The organism is Kribbella pittospori (assembly GCF_004331465.1).
Classification (GTDB): Bacteria; Actinomycetota; Actinomycetes; order Propionibacteriales; family Kribbellaceae; genus Kribbella; species Kribbella pittospori.
In genome coordinates this window covers 136,376-155,862 of the sequence record NZ_SJKB01000012.1, presented here as the reverse complement: position 1 = coordinate 155,862, position 19,487 = coordinate 136,376, and the positions used below count along the sequence as shown (strand labels likewise).

17 protein-coding genes are annotated in these 19,487 nt (G+C 68.7%); 2 read left to right on the top strand and 15 right to left on the bottom strand.

Translation table 11 applies throughout. The features are described from left to right. Positions 1-13 precede the first annotated feature (13 nt). The 7 genes from rsmA to E0H73_RS32875 form a co-directional block, all read right to left on the bottom strand. Entirely contained in the window at positions 14-844 is an 831-nt protein-coding gene (rsmA, locus tag E0H73_RS32905) for a 16S rRNA (adenine(1518)-N(6)/adenine(1519)-N(6))-dimethyltransferase RsmA (RefSeq protein ID WP_238164422.1), read from the bottom strand. A 69-nt stretch (positions 845-913) separates the two neighbouring features. Beyond that, the gene (locus tag E0H73_RS48095) at positions 914-2,041 is read right to left on the bottom strand and encodes a resuscitation-promoting factor (protein WP_131362943.1); all 1,128 of its coding nucleotides are present in this window, start codon (positions 2,039-2,041) and stop codon (positions 914-916) included. Between the two features lie 220 nt (positions 2,042-2,261). After that, complete coding sequence (locus E0H73_RS32895; protein WP_131362941.1) at positions 2,262-2,876, bottom strand: nitroreductase family protein; 615 nt, start codon at positions 2,874-2,876, stop codon at positions 2,262-2,264. 43 nt (positions 2,877-2,919) lie between these two features. Further along, complete coding sequence (locus tag E0H73_RS32890; protein ID WP_131362939.1) at positions 2,920-3,834, bottom strand: TatD family hydrolase; 915 nt, start codon at positions 3,832-3,834, stop codon at positions 2,920-2,922. 10 nt (positions 3,835-3,844) lie between these two features. Further along, positions 3,845-4,270 (bottom strand): SRPBCC domain-containing protein, encoded by a 426-nt coding sequence (locus E0H73_RS32885; RefSeq protein WP_131362937.1) that lies wholly within the window; start codon positions 4,268-4,270, stop codon positions 3,845-3,847. Positions 4,271-4,335: 65 nt separating this feature from the next. Continuing rightward, positions 4,336-6,090, bottom strand: a complete 1,755-nt coding sequence (gene metG, locus E0H73_RS32880; protein WP_131362935.1) for a methionine--tRNA ligase — start codon at positions 6,088-6,090, stop codon at positions 4,336-4,338. A gap of 162 nt (positions 6,091-6,252) precedes the next feature. Continuing rightward, a complete protein-coding gene (locus tag E0H73_RS32875) occupies positions 6,253-7,158 on the bottom strand; it encodes an NADP-dependent oxidoreductase (RefSeq protein WP_131362933.1) in 906 nt (301 codons plus the stop codon). A 143-nt stretch (positions 7,159-7,301) separates the two neighbouring features. Here E0H73_RS32875 and E0H73_RS48090 point away from each other — a divergent pair, with 143 nt between their 5' ends. After that, entirely contained in the window at positions 7,302-8,561 is a 1,260-nt protein-coding gene (locus tag E0H73_RS48090; RefSeq protein ID WP_131362930.1) for a helix-turn-helix transcriptional regulator, read from the top strand. On the opposite strand, the gene metG (E0H73_RS32865) is transcribed toward E0H73_RS48090, so the two are convergent. Both metG (E0H73_RS32865) and rsmI read right to left on the bottom strand, forming a co-directional pair. Beyond that, on the bottom strand, positions 8,558-10,123 hold the full coding sequence (gene metG / locus E0H73_RS32865) for a methionine--tRNA ligase (RefSeq protein WP_131362928.1): 1,566 nt from the start codon (positions 10,121-10,123) through the stop codon (positions 8,558-8,560). The two genes, E0H73_RS48090 and metG (E0H73_RS32865), sit on opposite strands and share 4 nt — an antisense overlap. 29 nt (positions 10,124-10,152) lie before the next feature. Then, on the bottom strand, positions 10,153-10,995 hold the full coding sequence (gene rsmI / locus E0H73_RS32860; RefSeq protein WP_131362926.1) for a 16S rRNA (cytidine(1402)-2'-O)-methyltransferase: 843 nt from the start codon (positions 10,993-10,995) through the stop codon (positions 10,153-10,155). 154 nt (positions 10,996-11,149) lie between these two features. Here rsmI and E0H73_RS32855 point away from each other — a divergent pair, with 154 nt between their 5' ends. Continuing rightward, entirely contained in the window at positions 11,150-12,832 is a 1,683-nt protein-coding gene (locus tag E0H73_RS32855) for a dolichyl-phosphate-mannose--protein mannosyltransferase (RefSeq protein WP_131362924.1), read from the top strand. A 243-nt stretch (positions 12,833-13,075) separates the two neighbouring features. On the opposite strand, the gene E0H73_RS32850 is transcribed toward E0H73_RS32855, so the two are convergent. From E0H73_RS32850 to E0H73_RS32825, 6 genes are all read right to left on the bottom strand, one after another. Next, on the bottom strand, positions 13,076-13,750 hold the full coding sequence (locus tag E0H73_RS32850) for a DUF1707 SHOCT-like domain-containing protein (protein ID WP_131362923.1): 675 nt from the start codon (positions 13,748-13,750) through the stop codon (positions 13,076-13,078). Between the two features lie 75 nt (positions 13,751-13,825). Continuing rightward, complete coding sequence (locus E0H73_RS32845; RefSeq protein WP_238164421.1) at positions 13,826-15,052, bottom strand: MFS transporter; 1,227 nt, start codon at positions 15,050-15,052, stop codon at positions 13,826-13,828. Further along, entirely contained in the window at positions 15,049-15,861 is an 813-nt protein-coding gene (locus E0H73_RS32840) for a Rossmann-like domain-containing protein (RefSeq protein ID WP_131362921.1), read from the bottom strand. The genes E0H73_RS32845 and E0H73_RS32840 overlap by 4 nt, the downstream gene beginning before the upstream one ends. Before the next feature lie 34 nt (positions 15,862-15,895). Continuing rightward, a complete protein-coding gene (locus E0H73_RS32835) occupies positions 15,896-16,942 on the bottom strand; it encodes a pyridoxal-phosphate dependent enzyme (RefSeq protein WP_202867673.1) in 1,047 nt (348 codons plus the stop codon). After that, a complete protein-coding gene (locus E0H73_RS32830; RefSeq protein ID WP_238164432.1) occupies positions 16,939-18,432 on the bottom strand; it encodes an ABC transporter ATP-binding protein in 1,494 nt (497 codons plus the stop codon). The genes E0H73_RS32835 and E0H73_RS32830 overlap by 4 nt, the downstream gene beginning before the upstream one ends. A gap of 194 nt (positions 18,433-18,626) precedes the next feature. After that, positions 18,627-19,229 carry an ABC transporter permease subunit gene (locus E0H73_RS32825; RefSeq protein ID WP_238164420.1) on the bottom strand — a complete coding sequence of 201 codons (603 nt, stop codon included), beginning with the start codon at positions 19,227-19,229 and terminating at the stop codon, positions 18,627-18,629. Positions 19,230-19,487 lie beyond the last annotated feature (258 nt).

Genomic DNA, 19,487 nt, shown 5'->3' with positions numbered 1-19,487 from the left:
TGCCCTAGGTGCCTCATACAGGTGACTGCCCGCGACCTGCACCCGCGAGGGCGGCGAACTCGGTGATTCCGAGCATCTCGCCGCGCAGGCCCGGATCGATGCCTGTGACCCGGAACACCTCGTCGAGGCGCTCGCGGTCTGGCATCCACCGCGCGAGCGCCGAGCGGACGGTCTTGCGCCGCTGCGAGAACGCCGCCTCGATCACCGCGAACACCTCCTCCCGGCTCGCGCTCGTCGCCGGCGGCTCCCGTCGTTCGAACGCGACCAGCCCCGAGTCGACGTTCGGCGCCGGCCAGAACACGTTCCGCCCGACCGGGCCGGCCCGGCGGACCTCGGCGTACCAGGCGGCCTTCGCGGACGGTACGCCGTACGTCCGCGAACCGGGCGGTGCGGCGAGCCGATCGGCCACCTCGGACTGGACCATCACGAGCCCGTGCCGTAGCGACGGCGACACCTCGAGCAGGTGCAGCAGCACCGGTACGGCGACGTTGTACGGCAGATTGGCGACACACGCCGTCGGCGACCCGATCTGCTCGGGACCGACCGTCATCGCGTCGGCCTCGATCACCGTGAAGTCGCCGGCCTGGTGCGGGGCGTACGTCGCGATCGTCGACGGCAACGCGGACGCGAGCACCGGATCGATCTCGACCGCGGTGACCGGATGCCCTTCAGCGAGCAATGCCAGCGTCAGCGACCCGAGTCCGGGACCGACCTCGAGCACCGTCTCTCCGTCGGACAGTTCAGCCGCGCGGACGATCCGGCGGACCGTGTTGGGGTCGATGACGAAGTTCTGGCCGCGCTGCTTGGTCGGGCGGACGCCGAGCGCGGCGGCCAGTGAACGCACTTCCGCCGGACCGAGAAGTCTCGGTCCGGCGGAAGTGGATGAATCAGACGAGGTCACCCCGTCAGTGTGTCAGGCTCGCTTGCCACACACCGGCCAGGCGCCGTACCCACCGCGGTCGGCCTTGACCTTCTCCGCGATCGCGATCTGCTGCGCCTTCGACGCACCGTTCGCGTTGTAGGCGTACGCAGTACCGCCATACGCCGCCCAGGTGCCGTGGTCGAACTGCAGTCCGCCGTAGTACCCGTTGCCGGAGTTGATCGACCAGTTGCCACCGGACTCGCACTCGGCGATCCGGTCCCAGGCACCGGTGTTGCCGCTCGCCGGCGGATCGGTGTCCGTGGTCGGCGTCGGCTCTTCGGGCTTCGCCTTGGTGCCGACGAGGACCTTCTCGTCGACCGGCGCGGTGACCACCTTGGTCGTGAGCACCTTGCTGGTCGTCAGCTTGCCGTCCAGGTAGGTGTACACGTAGGTGACCGCCTTCGAGCCGTCGGTCCCCTTCGTGGTGGTCTTCTTGGTGCCTTCGAGCATCGTGGCCGACTTGGTCTGGTCGGTCCCGTGCGCGATCGCGAGGGTCTTGGTGACCTTCTTGACGTCGACCTTCACGTACCCGACCCGGTTCACACCGGGCTTGAGGGCGGTGGTCGACGCCGGGCTGATCCGGTCGTCGGAGTCCCAGGCGATCTTGGCGCCGGTGAGAGCCTCACCGACGGTCGACGCCATCGACTTGACGGTCGCGACCTTGCCCTGCCGCACGATCTGCACGGTCTTCGGGGTCTTCACCACGAGCTCCAGGCCCTGGCGCCCGATCGGCGCGCTCCGGCTGGTGGAGAACACCGCTGCGCTGTCGTAGCGCAGACCCAGGTCGGCCAGCGCCTCGTTCACGCTGTCGGCCGTGGTCCAGAACGCCTTCTTGGTGCCGTCGGCATTGACGACCAGCTGGCGGCCGTACTGCACCGCGATCTCCTGGCCGTCCTTCAACTTCGAATCCGGCGACGGGGCGACGACGTCGTGCTCGCCGATCTGAACCTTCTCGGCCTTCAGGGCGTCTGCCACGGTGGAACCGAAGGTGTGCACCTTCTGCACCTGGCCGTCGACGGAGAGGCTCACGGTCTTGCTTTTCGCGGCATACGCCACGGAACCGCCCGCAACAGCGAACGCAGCCGTCGCACCGACGGCCGCGATGATGGACTTACGCACTAACGCTCCCAGGTAGGGCCACCCGGGCACGGGGTCGGACAGCGCTGGCGTAAGGCCGCAAACTCCGGGTAATTCAGGGCCCGGGGACCACGGTCATCGCCGAGGGGCGCGCTGCCCGGAACCTTCCCCGATCCCGGCCAATATCACGAGACAGTAACGAAGATGTCCCGGAAGCGCCAATCCTCTCGTCGGCGAGTCGCAAAATAGTGTAATGGGCCAGTTACGCCAGGTGATTGCCCCAGTGCCCTCGATGCACTACTTCCGCGGTGTTGCGGCGGCCTCGTTTGAGCGACGGGGAGCGCTTGTCCGGGGCCCGGTGGCCGACCGCCAGCAGGCCGATCAGATCGAACCCGGCAGGCACCCCGAACTCGTCGTACAGCTTGGCCACCTTGTCCGCAGGAGGCCCGAAAAAGCACGCTCCCAGGCCTTCGTCGACGACCGTCTGCAGCATCAGCAGGACCGCCATCCCGGTGTCGACGTACCAGTACGGCGCCGTCCAGTGGGACTCGTCGCGGTCGGTCCAGCCCTTGTCCGCTTCGGCGTACCGATCGAGGTACGCGTCCTTGTGGGCGAAGGCGAGGATCAGCAGCGGCGCCCGGCGCAATCCTGTGAGCCATCCCACATACTTCTCGTCGGCGTCGGCGGCCGCGATTCCCCAGTACCGCTCGCGATCGTCGCCCTCCAGCGTCAGGAACGCCCACCCCTGGCTGAAGCCACCGGACGGGGCGTGCAGACCGTTCTCGAGGATCCGTTCCCGGACCTCTGCCGGCACCGGCCGGTCCGGGTCGAAGTTCCGCACCATCCGGCGCCGCCGCACTACCTCACTGAACTCCATGAGCACTGTCTACCAGCCGCCCAACCGAGCAGAAGATCACCGGCTACCACGAGCCGCCGAAGGCTCGGTCGGCGTTGTTGCTCAGGGCGCCGCAGAGTTCGGCGACCGAGATGTTCAGTACGCCGGCCATCTTTCGGGCCGTGTGCGGGATCAGGTACGACGCGTTCGGCTGGCCGCGATGTGGAGACGGCGTCAGGTACGGCGCGTCGGTCTCGACCAGGACGCGGTCGAGCGGGGTCACGGCGAGCGCGTCACGCAGGGACTGGGCGTTCTTGAACGTCACCACTCCCGCGAAGCTCAGGAACGCACCCCGCTCGACGCATTTGCGGGCGAACTCCGTGTCGCCGGAGAAGCAGTGCATCACCAGCCGGTCCGGCACGCCCTCACGGTCCAGGATCTTCAGGATGTCGTCGTGCGCGTCACGGTCATGGATCATCAGTGTCTTGTCCAGCCGCTTCGCCATTTCGATGTGCGCGGCAAACGACTCGTGCTGCGCGGCCCGCCCGTCCTCGCCGGTGCGGAAGTAGTCCAGCCCGGTCTCGCCGATCACCCGGACCTTGTCCGAGGTCTGCGCCAGCCGCTCGATCTCGGCCAGCGCGCTGTCCAACTCCCCTGCTGCCTTGAGTTTCGGCGCTTCGTTGGGGTGCAGTGCGACGCCGGCGATGAGGTTCGGGTACTGCTCCGCGGCCTCGACCGCCCAGACCGCGCCCGGCAGGTCACAGCCGACCTGGACGATCCGCGTGACGCCGACGGACGACGCCATCCGGATCGCTTCGGCCGGGCTCAGCCACGCGCCGTCCTCGCCGTCGGCGATGTCGAGATGGCAGTGCGCGTCGACCACGCTCATCGGCAGCGGGTCGGGCAGCGCCGGGCGACGCCGGTCGCGCGACCGGCCGTCCTCCCCGATCGCTGCGCGCTCCCGGGTCGGCCGGTCGACCTCCACACCATCAGCAGACATGTTGCCCAGGTTACTGACCCTCGGCAGCCTCTTTGACCTTGGCCACGAGCATCTCCCACATGCCCTGGGAGTGCTTCGCCTCCTCCTCGCTCGCGTTGTTGTCCTGCGAGAGCTTGAGGTGGGTCGCGTCGTCGCCGGTCAGCTCATAGGTGAGCGTGTGGTAGTTCTCGGGTACGTCGGGCTGTCCGGTCAACGGGCTGAAATGCGTCAGCCGCAGCAGGCGGCCGGACTCGACCTCGAGGATCTCGCCCTTGTCCTGGTAGGCCTTGCCCTCGAACTCACCGGTCCAGGTGATCGGGCTGCCCACCTGCCAGTCCGTGTCCACCTCGGCACCGAACCACAGCTGCTTCAGTTGCTTCGGATCGGTCAGCACCTCCCAGACCTGCGCAGGAGTCGCCGCGATGTCGGTCTCGGCAGTCGCCAGGTAGCCGGTCATTGGTCATCAGCTCCTTTCTGCTTCGACCGTACGACCGTCGCTCCTTACGGTCTTGTAGAAAAGCGTCACCCGAGTCGCGCCAGCTCCTCGTCGACCACTTCCGGCCCCAGCTTCGCGAACACCGGCGTCGGCGGCCGTACCGGAGTTCCCGGTACGACCGGCTCCGATTCCCAGCGTGGTTGCGCGGAGTAGTCGCCGGTGATGATCGGGTACGACGGCCCGCCGTCGAGGTCGTCGACGTCGCGAACCTCCGGCTGCGGCTGAAACGTCCCGGTTCCGCCCAGCGTCTCGTGCACCTGCTGCGCCGAGTGCGGCAGGAACGGCGCGAGCAGCCGGTTGCTGTCGGCCACCACCTGGGCAGCGACGTGCAGGATCGTTGCCTTCCGCTCCTGATCCGTCTCCTTCCAGGGCGCCTGCTGGGAGAGGTACTGATTGGCGTCCGCGGCGTTCTTCATCGCCGCACTGATCCCGAGCCGGAGCCGATGGTGCCCGAGGTGATCGCCGACCGTCCCGAACGCTTCCTTGCTGCTGGCAAGCAGTTCGCGATCGGCCGGGGTCAGCTCGCCGGCCGCCGGGATCGCGCCGAAGTTCTTCGCGATCATCGACGCGGTCCGGTTCACCAGGTTGCCCCAGGTGCCGACCAGTTCGTCGTTGTTCCGGCGGACGAACTCCGACCAGGTGAAGTCGGAGTCGTGCGTCTCCGGCCCGGCCACGGCGATGAAGTACCGCAACGCGTCCGGCCCGTACCGCTCCAGTACGTCGCGGACGTAGATCACCACCGACCGCGAGGAGGAGAACTTCCGTCCTTCCTGGGTCAAGTACTCGCTGCTGACCACCTCGGTCGGCAGGTTCAGTACGCCGTACGGTCCCGGCGACGCGTTGTAGCCGAGTAGTTCGGCCGGCCAGATCTGCGCGTGGAAGGTGATGTTGTCCTTGCCCATGAAGTAGTACGACAGCGCCTCCGGATCGGACCACCACTTCCGCCAGGCCTCCGGATCACCGCTGCGCCGGGCCCACTCGATACTCGCCGAGAGGTAGCCGATCACCGCGTCGAACCAGACGTACAGCCGCTTGTTCGGGTTGTCCTCCCAGCCCGGCAGCGGCACCGGGATACCCCAGTCGATGTCCCGCGTCATCGGTCGCGGGCGTACGTCGTCCAGCAAGTTCAGCGCGAACTTGAGAACGTTCGGCCGCCAGCCGGTCCGGGTCCGCAGCCAGGCTCCGAGGGCATCGGCCAGAGCCGGGAGATCCAGGTAGATGTGCTCGGTCTCCACGAACACCGGCGTCTCACCGTTGATCCGGCTGCGCGGGTTCCGCAGGTCGATCGCGTCCAGCTGGTTGCCGCAGTTGTCGCACTGGTCGCCGCGCGCACCGTCGTACCCGCAGATCGGGCAGGTGCCCTCGATGTAGCGGTCCGGCAGCGTGCGGCCGGTCGACGGCGAGATCGCGCCCATCCCGGTCCGCGGAACAAGATATCCGTTGCGGTGAACGGTTCTGAACAACTCCTGCGCGACGGCGTAGTGGTTGCGCGTGGTCGTCCGGGTGAACAGGTCGTACGACAGCCCGAGCGCCTGCAGGTCCTCGACGATGACCCGGTTGTACCGATCGGCCAGCTCCCGCGGGGTGACGCCTTCCCGCTCCGCCTGGACGAGGATCGGCGTACCGTGCTCGTCGGTCCCGGACACCATCAGTACGTCGTTCCCAGCCATCCGTTGGTACCGGCTGAACACATCGGACGGAACACCGAAGCCGGAGACATGGCCGATGTGCCTGGGACCGTTCACGTACGGCCAGGCCACGGCGGACAGGATGCTGGTCATGCGGCCGACTGTAGAGCCCGGGCCACGTCACCGGCGACCGGTTTGGCAGCGCGGATCGCGGATCCCCGACACTCACCAACCTGCGATTGCCGGCCGGGAGCGTGCCTGCGCACGCGGAGCGGCGAGCTGCCTGCTGAGGTTGGTGAGTGCCGCAGGTCCGGGCTACAGGAGTACGACGACTTTGCCGGGGGCGTGGCCGGATTCGCTGAGTTCCTGGGCCTTGGCGGCGTCGGCCAGGGCGAAGGTCTCGGCGATCCGGACTGTGAGCGTGCCGTCCGCGACGGCTTGGAGCTGATCGGCCAGGACGGCGCGCGCTGCCTCGGGCGTGGCCGTGCTGCCCATCCAGACCGTGACGCCGAGCTGCCCGGCGGCGAAGTCGGCGATCGTGACGATGCGATCGGTGCTGCCGCGCAGCTCGATCGACTCCTGCAGACCACCCAGGCCGGCGCAGTCGAAGACCGCGTCGATGCCGTCCGGGGCGACCGCGCGCACCCGGTCAAGCAGACCGTCGCCGTACTCGATCGGGATCGCCCCGAGCGAGCGGAGGAAGTCGTGGTTGCCGAGCGACGCCGTACCGATCACGGTGACGCCCGCGGCCTCGGCGAGCTGGACAGCGACCGAACCGACCGCACCCGCGGCACCGTGCAGCAATAGCGTCTCGCCGGCCTTGACGCCAAGTTCGTCGAGGACTCCCTGCGCGGTCTGACCCGCGATCGGGACACCGACCGCCTGTTCCCAGCTCACATCGGCCGGTTTGCGGGCGACATTCGCGACGACCGCGTGCTCGGCGTACGAGCCGGTCGAGGACCATCCGACCACCTCGTCCCCAATGGCAAAGCCGTCCCCGGCTTCGTCAACGACCCCGGCGACCTCGAGCCCTGGGATGGCCGGGAACGTGACCTCCATGAAGTCCTTCGCCCAGCCGCTGCGGACCTTGTAGTCGAGCGGATTCACTCCGGCCGCGCGGACCCTGACCCGCACCTGTCCCGGGCCGGCGTGCGGCTCGGCCACGTCCCGGACCCGCAGTACCTCGGGACCCCCGAACTCCTCGAAGACCACCGCTTGCATATCCCTGCCTCCACTCGTCGATGTAATGGCTTCGAACGAAGCCTCCGGCAGGCCGCGGTAACGCCGACTGGCCGTTCGGGTAGTTGTCCACCGGCCGAAAGACGGGCTCGGGTGGATGCATCAACCGACGTAGGCTGATCGGCATGCAGACGGCAGACCCGGCGCAACTGCTGACCACCGCGGCGCAGATCATCGACGGACCGGCGGCGGAGATCCTCGAGCGACTGTCCGCGGCGACCACGGAACTGATCCCGCACCGCGCGGTCGCCCAGCTCGCCTCCCAGTGTGCATCCACACCTGTCACGGCGTACGGCGAACCCGGCCTGGCCGAGGCGGTCACCGGCGCGGACCTGGCCGGCCTGCTCGGCACCGTGACCGCGGGCCACCCGTGGCAGGGCGTCGTACCGATCGCAGGCTCGAAGCACTACGTCCTGGCCGTCGCCAGCGACCGGGCACCACGCGGATCGGTGGTCGTCTTCATCCGGGACGACGAGACGCCGACGACCGCGGGCACCACGCTGCAGGCGCTGTGGGACGTCGTCACCGCGCACATGTACCAGCTGACCCTCGAGCGCGAGCCCGGCGTACTGGCCCAGAACCGCGCCGTGGCCGAGGCCCGCGCCGACGTCGCCGCCGAGCTCGGTGAGGCGCACGCGGCATCGCTGGCCACCTTCCTCGGCGTACTGCGGAACCAGCGGATCGACGACACCTCGGCCCGCACGATGGTGGTGGAGCTCGCGCTGAACGGCCTGGCGGACCTACGGACCGACACCCAACGCGACCTCGTGTACAGCGGCGAGGAGCCGGCCGGCAAGGCGTTCGACCGGCTCGCGGAGTCTCTGCGCGCCCTGCTCCGGCACGGCCCGATCGACCTCGAACTGGATGCCCCTGGCAACGATCAGCTGATCCCGGCCGGCGTCGCCCATACCGCTCGGGTCGCGGTCCGCGCCGTCATCCTGGCGATGCTCACCCAGGACGGCGTACGGCGGATCCGGGTCGGCTGGCAGTGGACCGGGACCGAGCTCCGCTCGACCGTCCGCGACGACGGACCCGGCCGGATCGAGGACGTCCTCGATCTCGGGCAGCTGGCCGAGCGCCTCCGCCTGCACGAGGGCGACCTGGACCTGGACGCCGTACCCGGCTGGGGCATCACTGCTCGCATCACCCTCCGGACCCACCCGGAGGCCCGGACCACCACCTCGGATCCGCTGATCGCGCTCGGGTCACGCGAGCTGGAGGTGCTGGAGCGGCTGGCCCAGGGACACCGCAACCGCTCGATCGCCGACGACCTGCACATCAGCGAGTCCACGGTGAAGTTCCACGTCGCGAACATCCTGACCAAACTGGCCGTGACCACCCGGACCCAGGCCGCCGCCCTCTACCACGCGACGGCGACCGCCTAGCTCTCCTCGAGACGCGGGAACAGGGCGTCGCCCTTGGTCAGGGTGGCGCCGGCGGGGAGTTGGCCCCAGGTGGCGGCGTCCTGGACGCGCTGGTCCTTGAGCTGGCCGAGCTTCTCCTCGGCGCCGAGCAGGGTCCACAGCTTCGCGGCCGACTTCGGCATCGTCGGGTTGTGCAGTACGGCGACCGCCCGCAGCGCCTCGGCGGCGGAGTACAGGATCGTCGCCAGGCGGTCCCGCTGGGACTCGTCCTTCGCGACCTTCCACGGCTCCTGCTCGGTCACGTAGCCGTTGATCGCGCCGACCAGCTCGTTGATCGCGGCCAGGGCGTCCTGGAACGCGAGCGTGTCCATCGCCTTGTCCGCGGTCGCGACGGTCTGCGCGAGCTTGTCGGCCAGCGCCTGCTCGGCCGGTCCGTGGTCCGTCGGCTCCGGCAGCGCGCCGTCGAAGTACTTCCCGACCATCGCCGCGATCCGGCTGGCCAGGTTGCCCAGGCCGTTGGCGAGCTCGGAGGTGTAGACAGCGCTCAGGTGCTCCCAGGAGAACGACCCGTCCGACCCGAACTGGATCGTGCGCAGGAAGTAGTACCGGAACGCGTCCGACCCGAAGTGGTCGGTGATCTCGTGCGGCGCGATCGCGGTCAGCTTGGACTTGCTCATCTTCTCGCCGCCGACCAGCAGCCAGCCGTGCGCGAACACCTGCCTCGGTACGGCGACCTCCGCGGCCATCAGCATGGCCGGCCAGATCACCGCGTGGAACCGGAGGATGTCCTTGCCGACGAGGTGGACGTTCGCCGGCCACAGCCGCTCGAACCGCTCCGGGTCGGTGCCGTAGCCCGCCGCCGTCACGTAGTTCAGCAGCGCGTCGATCCAGACGTACAGGACGTGGTCCTCGTCCCACGGCACCGGGATGCCCCAGTCGAAGGTGGACCGGGTGATCGACAGGTCCTGCAGGCCCTGCTTGACGAACGCGATCACCTCGTTCCGGGCGCTGGCGGGCGCGACGAAGTCCGGCTGGGATTCGTACAGCTCCAGCAGCTTGTCGGCGTACGCCGAGAGCCGGAAGAAGTAGTTGGTCTCGGAGACCTTCTCCAGCTCGGTGCCGTGGATCATGCACCGCTGGGTGCCGTCCTCGTCGGTGCGGATGTCGGTCGGCAGCTTGAACTCCTCGCAGCCGACGCAGTACAGGCCCTCGTACTCGCCCTTGTAGACGTCGCCCTTGTCGTAGAGCTTCTGCCAGAACTCCCGGACCCGCTCGGTGTGGTGCTGCTCGGTGGTCCGGATGAAGTCGTCGTACGCGATGTCGACGTCGACCCAGGCCGGCTTCCAGGACTCCTCGACCAGCTTGTCCGTCCAGGCCTGCGGGGACATGCCCTGCGCCTCGGCGCTGCGCATCACCTTCTCGCCGTGCTCGTCGGTACCGGTCAGGTACCACTTCTGCTCGCCACGCTGGGCGTGCCAACGGGTCAGGACGTCCCCGGCCACCGTCGTGTAGGCGCTGCCGATGTGCGGCGGTGCCGTGACGTAGTAGATCGGGGTGGTGACGTAATAGGCCTTCTCGGACATAGGTAAAAGGGTAGTGCCGCGGGCCAGGGCTATTTACCAGGGTCTCGTGCGGCCAGTACGGCGTCGTACACGGTGCGTTTCGGGACGTTGAAGCGCTTGGCGACGTCCGAGATGGCCTGCTTACGCGGCGTACCCGCCTCCTCGTCGGTGGCGACCTCCGCGGCGAGCTCGGCCGGGGTGAGGACCTTGTTCGGGTCCGCGCCGGACACGACGACCGTGATCTCGCCCCGGACGCCGTCCTTGGACCAGGTCACGAGCTCGTCCAGCGGGCCGCGTTTGACCTCTTCATACGTCTTGGTGAGTTCCCGGCAGACCGCCGTACGACGATCCGCGCCGAAGGCCTCCGCCATCGCCTCGAGTGACGCGGTCAGCCGGTGCGGCGCCTCGAAGAACACCATCGTCCGCGGCTCGTCCGCCAGGTCCGCCAGCCGCCGGGCCCGCTCCCCGGGTTTCCGCGGCAGGAACCCCTCGAACGTGAACCGGTCCACCGGGAGACCGGACAGCGCCAGCGCAGTCAGCACCGCCGACGGCCCCGGTACGGCGGTCACCTCCACGCCGACGTCGATCGCGGCGGCCACCAGCCGGTATCCGGGATCCGAGACGCTCGGCATCCCCGCGTCGGTCACCACCACGACGGTCTGCCCCGAGGTCAGCGCGTCCAGCAGCTCGGGCGTCCGCTCCCGCTCGTTCCCCTCGAAGTAGCTGACCACCCGGCCGGCGACCACGACCCCCAGCTCCGAAGTCAGCCGCCGCAACCGCCGCGTGTCCTCGGCGGCCACCACATCCGCCTCGCCCAGCACCCGCCCCAGCCGCGGCGAGGCGTCCAGCACGTCCCCGATAGGAGTCCCCGCCAACACCAATCGCCCGGTCATGCCGCCGAGTCTAGGGCGCGTGCATCTCGACAGGAGGTGTCGGTTCCGGGAGGTCCGATCCCCGCCTGAGCACCGCTCAGGCGGGGCCTCTCCAGCCGAGACGTCCTGTCGAGATGCACAGTCCTTGAGGCGGAGTGACCGGGGCGTCCGTACCATGGCGGGCGTGACTGCTGTGATCGAGGACGGAACCGCGCGCCGTGCGGACGCTGCCACCGGGCGGGAGACGCTGGGGCGCGACGTACTCGGGAGACGGTTGCCACCGCTGAAGGAACGCCTGTACTCGCCGATGCCGCGCGACTTCGAGGGCGGCTGGATCGCCACCCTGGCGATCACCGCGCTGGCCGCGTTCATCCGGTTCTGGCACCTCGGCGACCCGGCCAAGTTCGTCTTCGACGAGACGTACTACGCCAAGGACGCCTTCAGCCTGCTGAAGTTCGGGTACGCCCGGCAGTTCATCGACCAGCCGGAGGGCGCCGCGGACAAGGCGATCCTGGCCGGCAACCTGGACGTCTTCAAGGACACCCCAAGCCTGACCGTGCACCCCGAGGTCGGCAAGTGGATGATCGCGGCCGGTGAACAACTGTTCGGGATGAACACGTTCGGCTGGCGCTTCATGCCGGCCCTGTTCGGCGCGCTGACCGTGCTGCTGGTGATCCGGACCGTACGGCGGATGACCCGGTCGACCCTGATCGGCAGCATCGCGGGCATCCTGCTCGCGGTCGACGGCCTGCACTTCGTGATGTCCCGGGTCGCGCTGCTCGACATCTTCCTGGCGTTCTGGCTGGTGGCCGCGGTCTCCTGCCTGGTCGCCGACCGGGACTGGACCCGGCGCCGGCACGCGAGGTCCCTCGACACCCCGGTCCCCGACGGCGAGCGCCGCGGACTCGGCCGCTGGCTGCTGTTCCGGCCCTGGCGGATCCTGGCCGGTGTCTGCTTCGGCCTCGCGCTCGGCACCAAGTGGTCGGCGATCTGGGTGCTGGCCGGCTTCGGCATTCTCGTCTTCGCCTGGGACTACGGCGCCCGGCGCGCGCTCGGCGTACGGCTGGCGTTTCTGAAGTCCGTGCTGGTCGACGGCATCCCGGCGTTCATCAGCATCGTGCTGGTCGCGGGCGTCACGTATCTGGCCACCTGGACCGGCTGGCTGCTGCACGACAACGCCTACGACCACGACTACGCGTCCAAGAATCCGGCGACCGGCGTGATGAAGATCGTCCCGGACGACTTCAGATCGCTGCTGCACTACCACCAGGAAGTGCTCGCGTTCCACACCGGTGACTACATCAAGAACGCCACCCACCCGTACGCCTCGAACCCGGCCGGCTGGCCGATCATCGCCCGCCCGATCGGGTTCGACGCGGTCAACGACATCAAGCCCGGGACGCCGGGCTGCAACCCGCCGGCCGGCCAGAACTGCCTGTCGGTGATCTCTGCGCTGGGTACGCCGATCCTGTGGTGGGGCGGAGCACTCGCGCTGATCGCGGCCCTGGTGCTGTGGATAGGCTCGCGGGACTGGAGATTCGGGATACCGATCGTCGGCTATGTCACCTGCTGGGTGCCGTGGTTCGCGTTCGACGACAGACCGATCTTCTTCTTCTACGCCGTCACGATGATCCCGTTCACGGTGATGGCGCTGGCGCTGGTCCTCGGCAAGATCCTCGGACCGGCCAGATCGGCGTTCGGCAACGCCACACCACGCCGCCTGATCGGCAGCGCGGTGGTCGGCGCCTTCGTCGTACTGGTCGTGCTGAACTTCGCCTACATCTGGCCGATCCTCACCGACAAGGTCCTCCCCCACTCCGACTGGCTCAGCCGAATGTGGTTCAAATCCTGGATCTGAGCCGGCGTACAGCTGGACAGGTAGTACCTGGCGACTCGCGGTGCAGCTGAGCGAACGCGGCGTCCGGTGTACGGCGTACCGCAGGTGCACTACCTGTCGATCGGTACGCCGCTCCTTGCCCGCTCACAGATTCAGCCGCAACCGGCAGACATCCCCAGCGGTTCTGGGTTCTCCCCTCGCATACCGGTGGACAACTCACAACACCAGGGGATCTCCGCTCGAGTGAAGCGGTGTGGTTGGGGACTAATGGCCGAGTTCGCCGTGGTTCTTGAAGCGTTTCTTGTGACGCTTGGCGGACGACTGGCCGCCGACGCCGCCGAAGAGAGCCAGGCCCTTGACCACCACGACGGGCGCGTCGGGGTGCGGGTCGTCGCTCCCGCGGGCTCCGAAACCGCCGAAGATGCCGACGCCCTCGTTGCGGACGGTGACCCCCTCGGGGACGGTGATGTCGATCCCGCCGAACACCGCGAACGCCCAGATCGTCACCTCGCGGCCCTCGAAGACCGCGTCGGTCATGTCCAGGTCGTGCCCACCGAACACCGCGACCGCATTGGTACGCCGCTTCACCCGCCAGCGGCCCGTCCGCTCACCGCCGCCGAAGATCGCCAGCATGGTGTCGAAGCTGTCCTGCGGGTTCGCCGGCTCCTCGATCGGGACCGGGCTGTTCGACGTGACCGGCTGGGCCATCGGGCTCGGCAGCGGCGTCGTCCCACCCGGGATGACCAGGTCACTGGTGATCGGCTCCAGTTCACCGAGGGTCTTGGCCTGCAGCGTCTGCTCCAGCCGCTCGGCATGCTCGTCCTGAGTCAACCGCCCCGACATCAAGGCTTCCCGCAGTACGTCGACGACCTGGTCGCGATCGGTGTCGGACGCACGCAGGCGCGCATGCGGGTTCTGGCGGTCGGGCAGGTTCTCCATAAGACCGAACGATATATCGAGACAGGCCCGAAACGGAGCCTGAATCTTCCGGATCGATTCCCTGACCGCCGGGGGTCAGGTCAGGCTCGGTGTACGGCGTACTCGGACCGCGAACAGGACCGCGAGCAGCGTGATCGCGGAGAACGCCAGCGCGGTGCCCGGGTACCCGCCGAGGCCCAGGCCGAGACCGCCGATGGCCGCGCCGAGGAACGTGCCGAGGCTCATCCCGGCGGCGTTGACGCTGAGGGCCGAGCCGCGGAGATCTCCACTGCGGCGGACCAGAAGAGTGGTGACGCAGGCGGCGACGGTCGCGTGGCTGGCACCGAGGAGTGCGGTCAGGACGAGAGTCAGCGGAAGCGTCGGTGAGAAGTAGAAGAGGACAACGCTGGTCAGCGCGACGCTGAGCCCGATAAGCAACATCTTCTCCGGGCCGATCCACGGACGTTCGAGCGCGATGTGGCGGCCGGCCAGGAGGTTGCCGAGGAAGAACGACGCGCCGCTCAGCGACCAGACGAGTGCGAACCAGCCTGGTGCAAGGTCGAACTTCTCGTCGTAGAAGGCAGCGAGGTACGCCAGGTATCCCATGAAGGCGGCCGTCCGGAGCATCGCGACGACGAGCAGCGGAAGGGCGCCGGGGATCCGGGCCAACTCGCGGTACGTCGTGAGGTAGCTGATCCGTTGGTTGCCGCCCACCCGCAGCGGCGCCTTCCGGCCGCGGCCACGCCAGAAGAACGCAGCCGACAACGCCAACGAGACGGTCGACGCGGCGAGCAGGTTGCCTCGCCAACCCCACAGCAGTCCTGGTACGGCGAGAACCGGTGCAGCCAGCATCGCCATCATCGAGGTGGTCGCGGACACCAGCGTCGCGGCCCGCCCTGCCGCCGCCGCGGACGTGAACCGGTCGGCCGCGGCCGCACCGATCGACGGCGCAAGGATCGAGGTGGATGCCCCGATCAACAAACAGAACGCCGCCAGCGCAAACACGTTGCCCACAGCACCAAGCGCCGCCGAGACCCCCAGCAACGCCAGCCCACCCGCAGCCACCAACTCCCGCGCCAACCGATCGATCAACGGCGCCACCAAGAATCCGACCACCAACGCGGCCAATCCACCCAGCCCCCGCAACCCGCCGATCTCCGCCACATCCCCACCAGCCGCGGCCGCGATCGGCACCAGGTACATCCCGAACACCGTGAACGGAATCAAACTCACCGCCGACGCCACCAGGAACGGCCACAACCGCCGTACCATCCACAGATCCCCAGGCACCTCTGTCGGCCGCCGGCCGACGACACTGCTCATGCGTCCGTCCTGGTGGGGTAGCGGTAGAGGGAGGTGGAGCGGGCACTGAACTGGGAGAAGGGGAAGGGCTCGGCGGAGAGGGCCGTGACTCCGGAGCCGAGGAAGGCGCGGACCACAGCACTCCCGGTCTGCGCATAGATCGCCAGTGGCTTCGATTGCTGGCGGCAACGATCGAGGAGTACGTCGAAACTCCCGTTGGACAAGGTCATCCCGGTCGCCACGACGGCGTCGGCGGCGTCGATGACCTCAGTCATGTCACGAGAAACTGGCAGCCCGGACGCGGTCTCGCGCAGGTTGAAGTCGCAGGGCAAGCAGATCCCACCCCGCTCGGTGATCGCGTCGACGAGTGGGTTCACCACCCCGATCAGCGCGACCTTCCAGCCGGGTCGAACGTCGAGCAGCCCGGCGACCGCCGCATCCCGGGCCCGTGCGCGGACGTCCGGCGCACCGGCGGGAAGCACGATCTCCTCGGCTCCGGCTGCCGAATGATGCGGCTCCACCGACGCGAGATACGCGTCCAGTGCCGCGATCCTCACCGGCAACGGACCATCCGCGATCAACTCGTCCAGCGACACGCCGGACGCATCCGCGCAGTACGACGGATCGAGCTCGCCGGCCTCGAACGAGCACGCGCCGAAGACTTCGCCGACGCGGAGCAGGACGTAGTAGTTCCGGTACGTCACCTCGGCGCCCGGCAGCCGAGTCGTGTGATGCAGCCAGAACGCGCTCGTCACGGACAGCGTCGACGGAGCCGGACCTCGGGAACCAGCGAGGACAGACGAGGTGAGCGCAGCCACGGAAGCGGTCATCGGCCAGCCTTTCGGTCGTCGGTCAGGCCAAACACTAATGCGACGGAGTCGCAGATGGAAACTCCTCGCGCCGTGTCCAGGCAGATTCCCGGCGGTCCCACGACATGGCCGACCACGGCACCGCGAGCTGGTCCAGCGAGTCGATCTCGCGCGGTCGCATCGACTCCATCGGCCGGGCGTCGGCGTGCCGGGCGAACGCGGACTCGACGTACCGCGTCCCGGTGTCGGCGGCCAGGAACACATGCTTACGGCTGCTGTCGCAGTTGTGTTCCCACAGCGCCGAGAGGTACGCCGCTCCCGCGGACAGGCCCGCGAACACCCCGGACGTCCGTAGCAGGTCCACCGCGGCCGACATCGCGTAGTCGAACGACACCCAGTGCAGCCGGTCGTACAGCTCGTGCCGGACGTTGCGGAACTCGATCGAGCTGCCGATCCCCGCGATGATCATCTCCGGATCCTGGGTGTGCCCGGCGCCGAAGGTGATGCTGCCGAACGGCTGTACGCCGACCAGGTTCACGTCCCGGCCGCGATCGCGCAGGTACTCCGCGATCGCACCCGTCGACGCGCCGGTCCCGACCCCTCCGACGAGACACAGCGGGCCGGCCGGCACGAGTTCGGCCACGAGATCCGCGACCGCGCCGTACCCGAGGTAGTGGATGTCGTCGTGGTACTGCTGCATCCAGTGGTACGACGGGTTGTCGCGCAGGATCTCGCCGATCCGGCGGACCCGGAGGTTCTGGTCGAGCTGCAGGTTGTTCGACGACGGCACCTGCTCGACGGTCGCGCCGAGGATCTCCAGCTGGATCTTGAGCGTCCGGTCAACGGTGGTCGAGCCAACGATGTGGCACCTCATCCCGTACCGGTGACAGGCCAGCGCCAGCGCATGCGCGTAGATCCCGCTCGAGCTGTCGATCAGCGTGTCGCCGGGCCGGACCGCGCCGGTCTCCAGCAGGTGCCGGACGGCGCCGAGCGCGGAGTACACCTTCATCGTCTCGAACCGCAGGCAGATCAGATGATCGCCGACCCGGATCGGATCCGGGTCCTTGATCGCCTCCGCCAGGTGGTCGTGCAGTCGCGTCATCGGCGCGGTTCGCTCCTCGTGTCGATTGTCAGCACGGGCGGAGATTGTGGGTGACCGATCGAGGCGGCCCTCACCAGCCGCCGGGTCAGTTCGTGGTGCGGTTCGGTCATGACGGTCGCGGGTCGTCCTTGCTCGACCACGCGGCCGGCATCGATCACCAGGACGTGGTCGGAGACCGCCGCGACCAGGCCGAGGTCGTGGCCGATCCAGATCAGCGCGGTACCGCGGTCCTTCAGCTCGGTCAGCAGTTCGACGACGAGCGCCGTACCGCGGTCGTCGAGCGCGGTGGTGATCTCGTCGCAGATCAGTACGTCGGGGTGCGCCAGGACGGCCCGGGCGAGGGCGGCCCGTTGCAGCTCACCACCGGAGAGGCGGCTCGGCGTACGGGCTGCTGTCATCGCGGAGACGCCGAGGCGGGCGAGGGTCGCGACGGCTTCGGCGTGGGCCTGCTTGGGGTCGAGGCCCCGGAGGCGTTGGGCTGTCCGGGCGACTTGCTGATCGACCGGGCGGCGCTCGTCGAACGAGCCGCGGACCTCTTGCCAGACGTACTGGACGCGGCGGTTCTGGGGGCGTGATCGCTTGCGTAGGACGGGTAGCGGTTCGTCGTCCAGGAGGAGGCCGCCGGTGTAGCGCTCGTGCAGGCCGGCCAGGCAGCGGGCCAACGTGGTCTTGCCACTACCGGAACGGCCGACGACGCCCACGCACGCGCCCGGGCGGACGGCGAGGTCGATCTCGTGCAGGATGGGGTCGCGGCCGCGGGGACGCAGCGACGCGGACAGCTTCATTGCCTGGAGCAACGGATGCCCGGCGGCAGTGGTTCCCGATCGCTCGAGGTCGGGTGCTTCTGGGAGTACGTCGGGACCGCCGGAGTCGATCACTCGGCCGGCGGACAGCACCACGACGCGGGTGGCGAGCGCGCGGACCAGGTCGAGATCGTGACTCAGCAACAAGATCCCGAGCCCGTCGGCGGCCAGCTCTCTCAGCTCGTGGACCAACTGCAGGCGGGTGATCGAGTCGAGGCCGGTGCTCGGCTCGTCCAGCACCAGTACCTTCGGGCGGCACGTCAACGCCTGCGCAAGCGCGACCCGCTGCCGCTGCCCACCCGAGAACTGATGCGGAAACCTCCGCAACGTCTCCCGATCCGCCGGCAACTGCGCCGCCCTAAGGGCTCCCGGGACCACCGACTCCCCACGGTGATGCAGCCCCTCGAGCTCACGCAACGTCGTACCGATCCGCCGCGCCGGATTGAGCGCACTCCCCGGATGCTGAGGCATATACGCCACCACCCGCCCCCGAACCCCCGCCGCCGCCTCCGTCACTCCGTTGCCATCAACAATGACCTCTCCCCCGACCTCCACCCTCCCCTCCAGCCGAACCCCTTCCCCAACCTCCCCCAACAACGCCAAGGCCGAAGTAGTCTTCCCCGACCCCGAAGCCCCCACCAACGCCGTAACCTCCCCCACCCCCACCACAAACGAAACCCCATCCACCAGAACGGCATGCCCAGCAAAAGCCCCCAGCCCCCTCACCCGCACGACCACGTCCCGCCGCCCGGTCCCACCCGACTCCTGCGGCGTCTGCTGGGTCGACCCAGCAGACGGTGGGTTGGCCAACCGGAATCCCATGGGCCAACCCACCGACGGATGGGTCAGCCCAGCAGATGGGGGATCGGGGGGTGGGGTGGTCATCGGGTGGCCTCGGTCGGGCGGCGGGTGTGGTGGAGGAGGCGGTCGGCCAGGAGGTTGAAACCTAGGGTGAACGAGACCAGGAGGAGGGCCGGCGCCAGGACGGACCAGGGTTGGAGGAGGAGGCCTTCGCGGTTGCGGGAGATGCTGACCGCCCAGTCGGGGGCGGTGGGGCTGAGGCCCAAGCCGAGGAAGTTGACGGAGGCAACCAGGAACACGCCGAGGGTGATGCGGGTGCCGAGGTCGGCGGCGACCGGGGCGAGGACAGACCGCCCGACGTACCCGAGGTGGATGGCGAACCAGGACTCGCGCTGCATCCGAAGGGCTTCGACCACCGGACTGCTCGCAGCGTCCAGCGCAGCCGCCCGGACCAACCGGGCAACCGTCGGGACGTTGACCAAGGCAACCGCCAACGTGATCGCGAGCGCCGACGCCCGCCACCCGACCGCGACCACGCTGATCACGAGAAGCGAAGGCAACGGCAGCAGTACGTCGAGCGGCCGGATCAACCCCTCGTCCAACCACCGGTGCCGCGTCGACGCAGCCACCAACCCAATCAACCCACCGATCACGTACGCGATCACCACAGCCCCGATCGCCATCCCCAGAGCCGTCCTCCCACCCACCAGCAGGAGTTGCAGCACATCCCGCCCCAACCCATCCGTCCCCAAAACCCCATCCGACGCATAAGGCAACCCCGCCCCCACCCCAACCCGCACCAGAGGCCCGAACACCGCCACTCCCACAGGAACCCCAACCAACCCCACCCCCACAACACCCGAAACCCGACCACGGACCACCCGAAGCCGTCCGTCACCCCCCGCCCTCCCAGAACCCGCGCGCCGCCCACCGAGCGCTCG

Bases quoted from the DNA above. Each gene is read 5' to 3' on its own strand.
- E0H73_RS32840 (WP_131362921.1), bottom strand. From the start codon at position 15,861: ATGACCGCTTCCGTGGCTGCGCTCACCTCGTCTGTCCTCGCTGGTTCC.
- E0H73_RS32885 (WP_131362937.1), bottom strand. From the start codon at position 4,270: ATGACCGGCTACCTGGCGACTGCCGAGACCGACATCGCGGCGACTCCT.
- rsmI (WP_131362926.1), bottom strand. From the start codon at position 10,995: ATGACCGGGCGATTGGTGTTGGCGGGGACTCCTATCGGGGACGTGCTG.
- metG (WP_131362928.1), bottom strand. From the start codon at position 10,123: ATGTCCGAGAAGGCCTATTACGTCACCACCCCGATCTACTACGTCACG.
- E0H73_RS32825 (WP_238164420.1), bottom strand. From the start codon at position 19,229: ATGGCGATCGGGGCTGTGGTGATCGCGTACGTGATCGGTGGGTTGATT.
- E0H73_RS48090 (WP_131362930.1), top strand. From the start codon at position 7,302: ATGCAGACGGCAGACCCGGCGCAACTGCTGACCACCGCGGCGCAGATC.
- metG (WP_131362935.1), bottom strand. From the start codon at position 6,090: ATGACCAGCATCCTGTCCGCCGTGGCCTGGCCGTACGTGAACGGTCCC.
- E0H73_RS32845 (WP_238164421.1), bottom strand. From the start codon at position 15,052: ATGAGCAGTGTCGTCGGCCGGCGGCCGACAGAGGTGCCTGGGGATCTG.
- E0H73_RS32855 (WP_131362924.1), top strand. From the start codon at position 11,150: ATGGCGGGCGTGACTGCTGTGATCGAGGACGGAACCGCGCGCCGTGCG.
- E0H73_RS32890 (WP_131362939.1), bottom strand. From the start codon at position 3,834: ATGTCTGCTGATGGTGTGGAGGTCGACCGGCCGACCCGGGAGCGCGCA.
- E0H73_RS32875 (WP_131362933.1), bottom strand. From the start codon at position 7,158: ATGCAAGCGGTGGTCTTCGAGGAGTTCGGGGGTCCCGAGGTACTGCGG.
- E0H73_RS32850 (WP_131362923.1), bottom strand. From the start codon at position 13,750: ATGGAGAACCTGCCCGACCGCCAGAACCCGCATGCGCGCCTGCGTGCG.
- E0H73_RS32835 (WP_202867673.1), bottom strand. From the start codon at position 16,942: ATGACGCGACTGCACGACCACCTGGCGGAGGCGATCAAGGACCCGGAT.
- E0H73_RS32895 (WP_131362941.1), bottom strand. From the start codon at position 2,876: ATGGAGTTCAGTGAGGTAGTGCGGCGGCGCCGGATGGTGCGGAACTTC.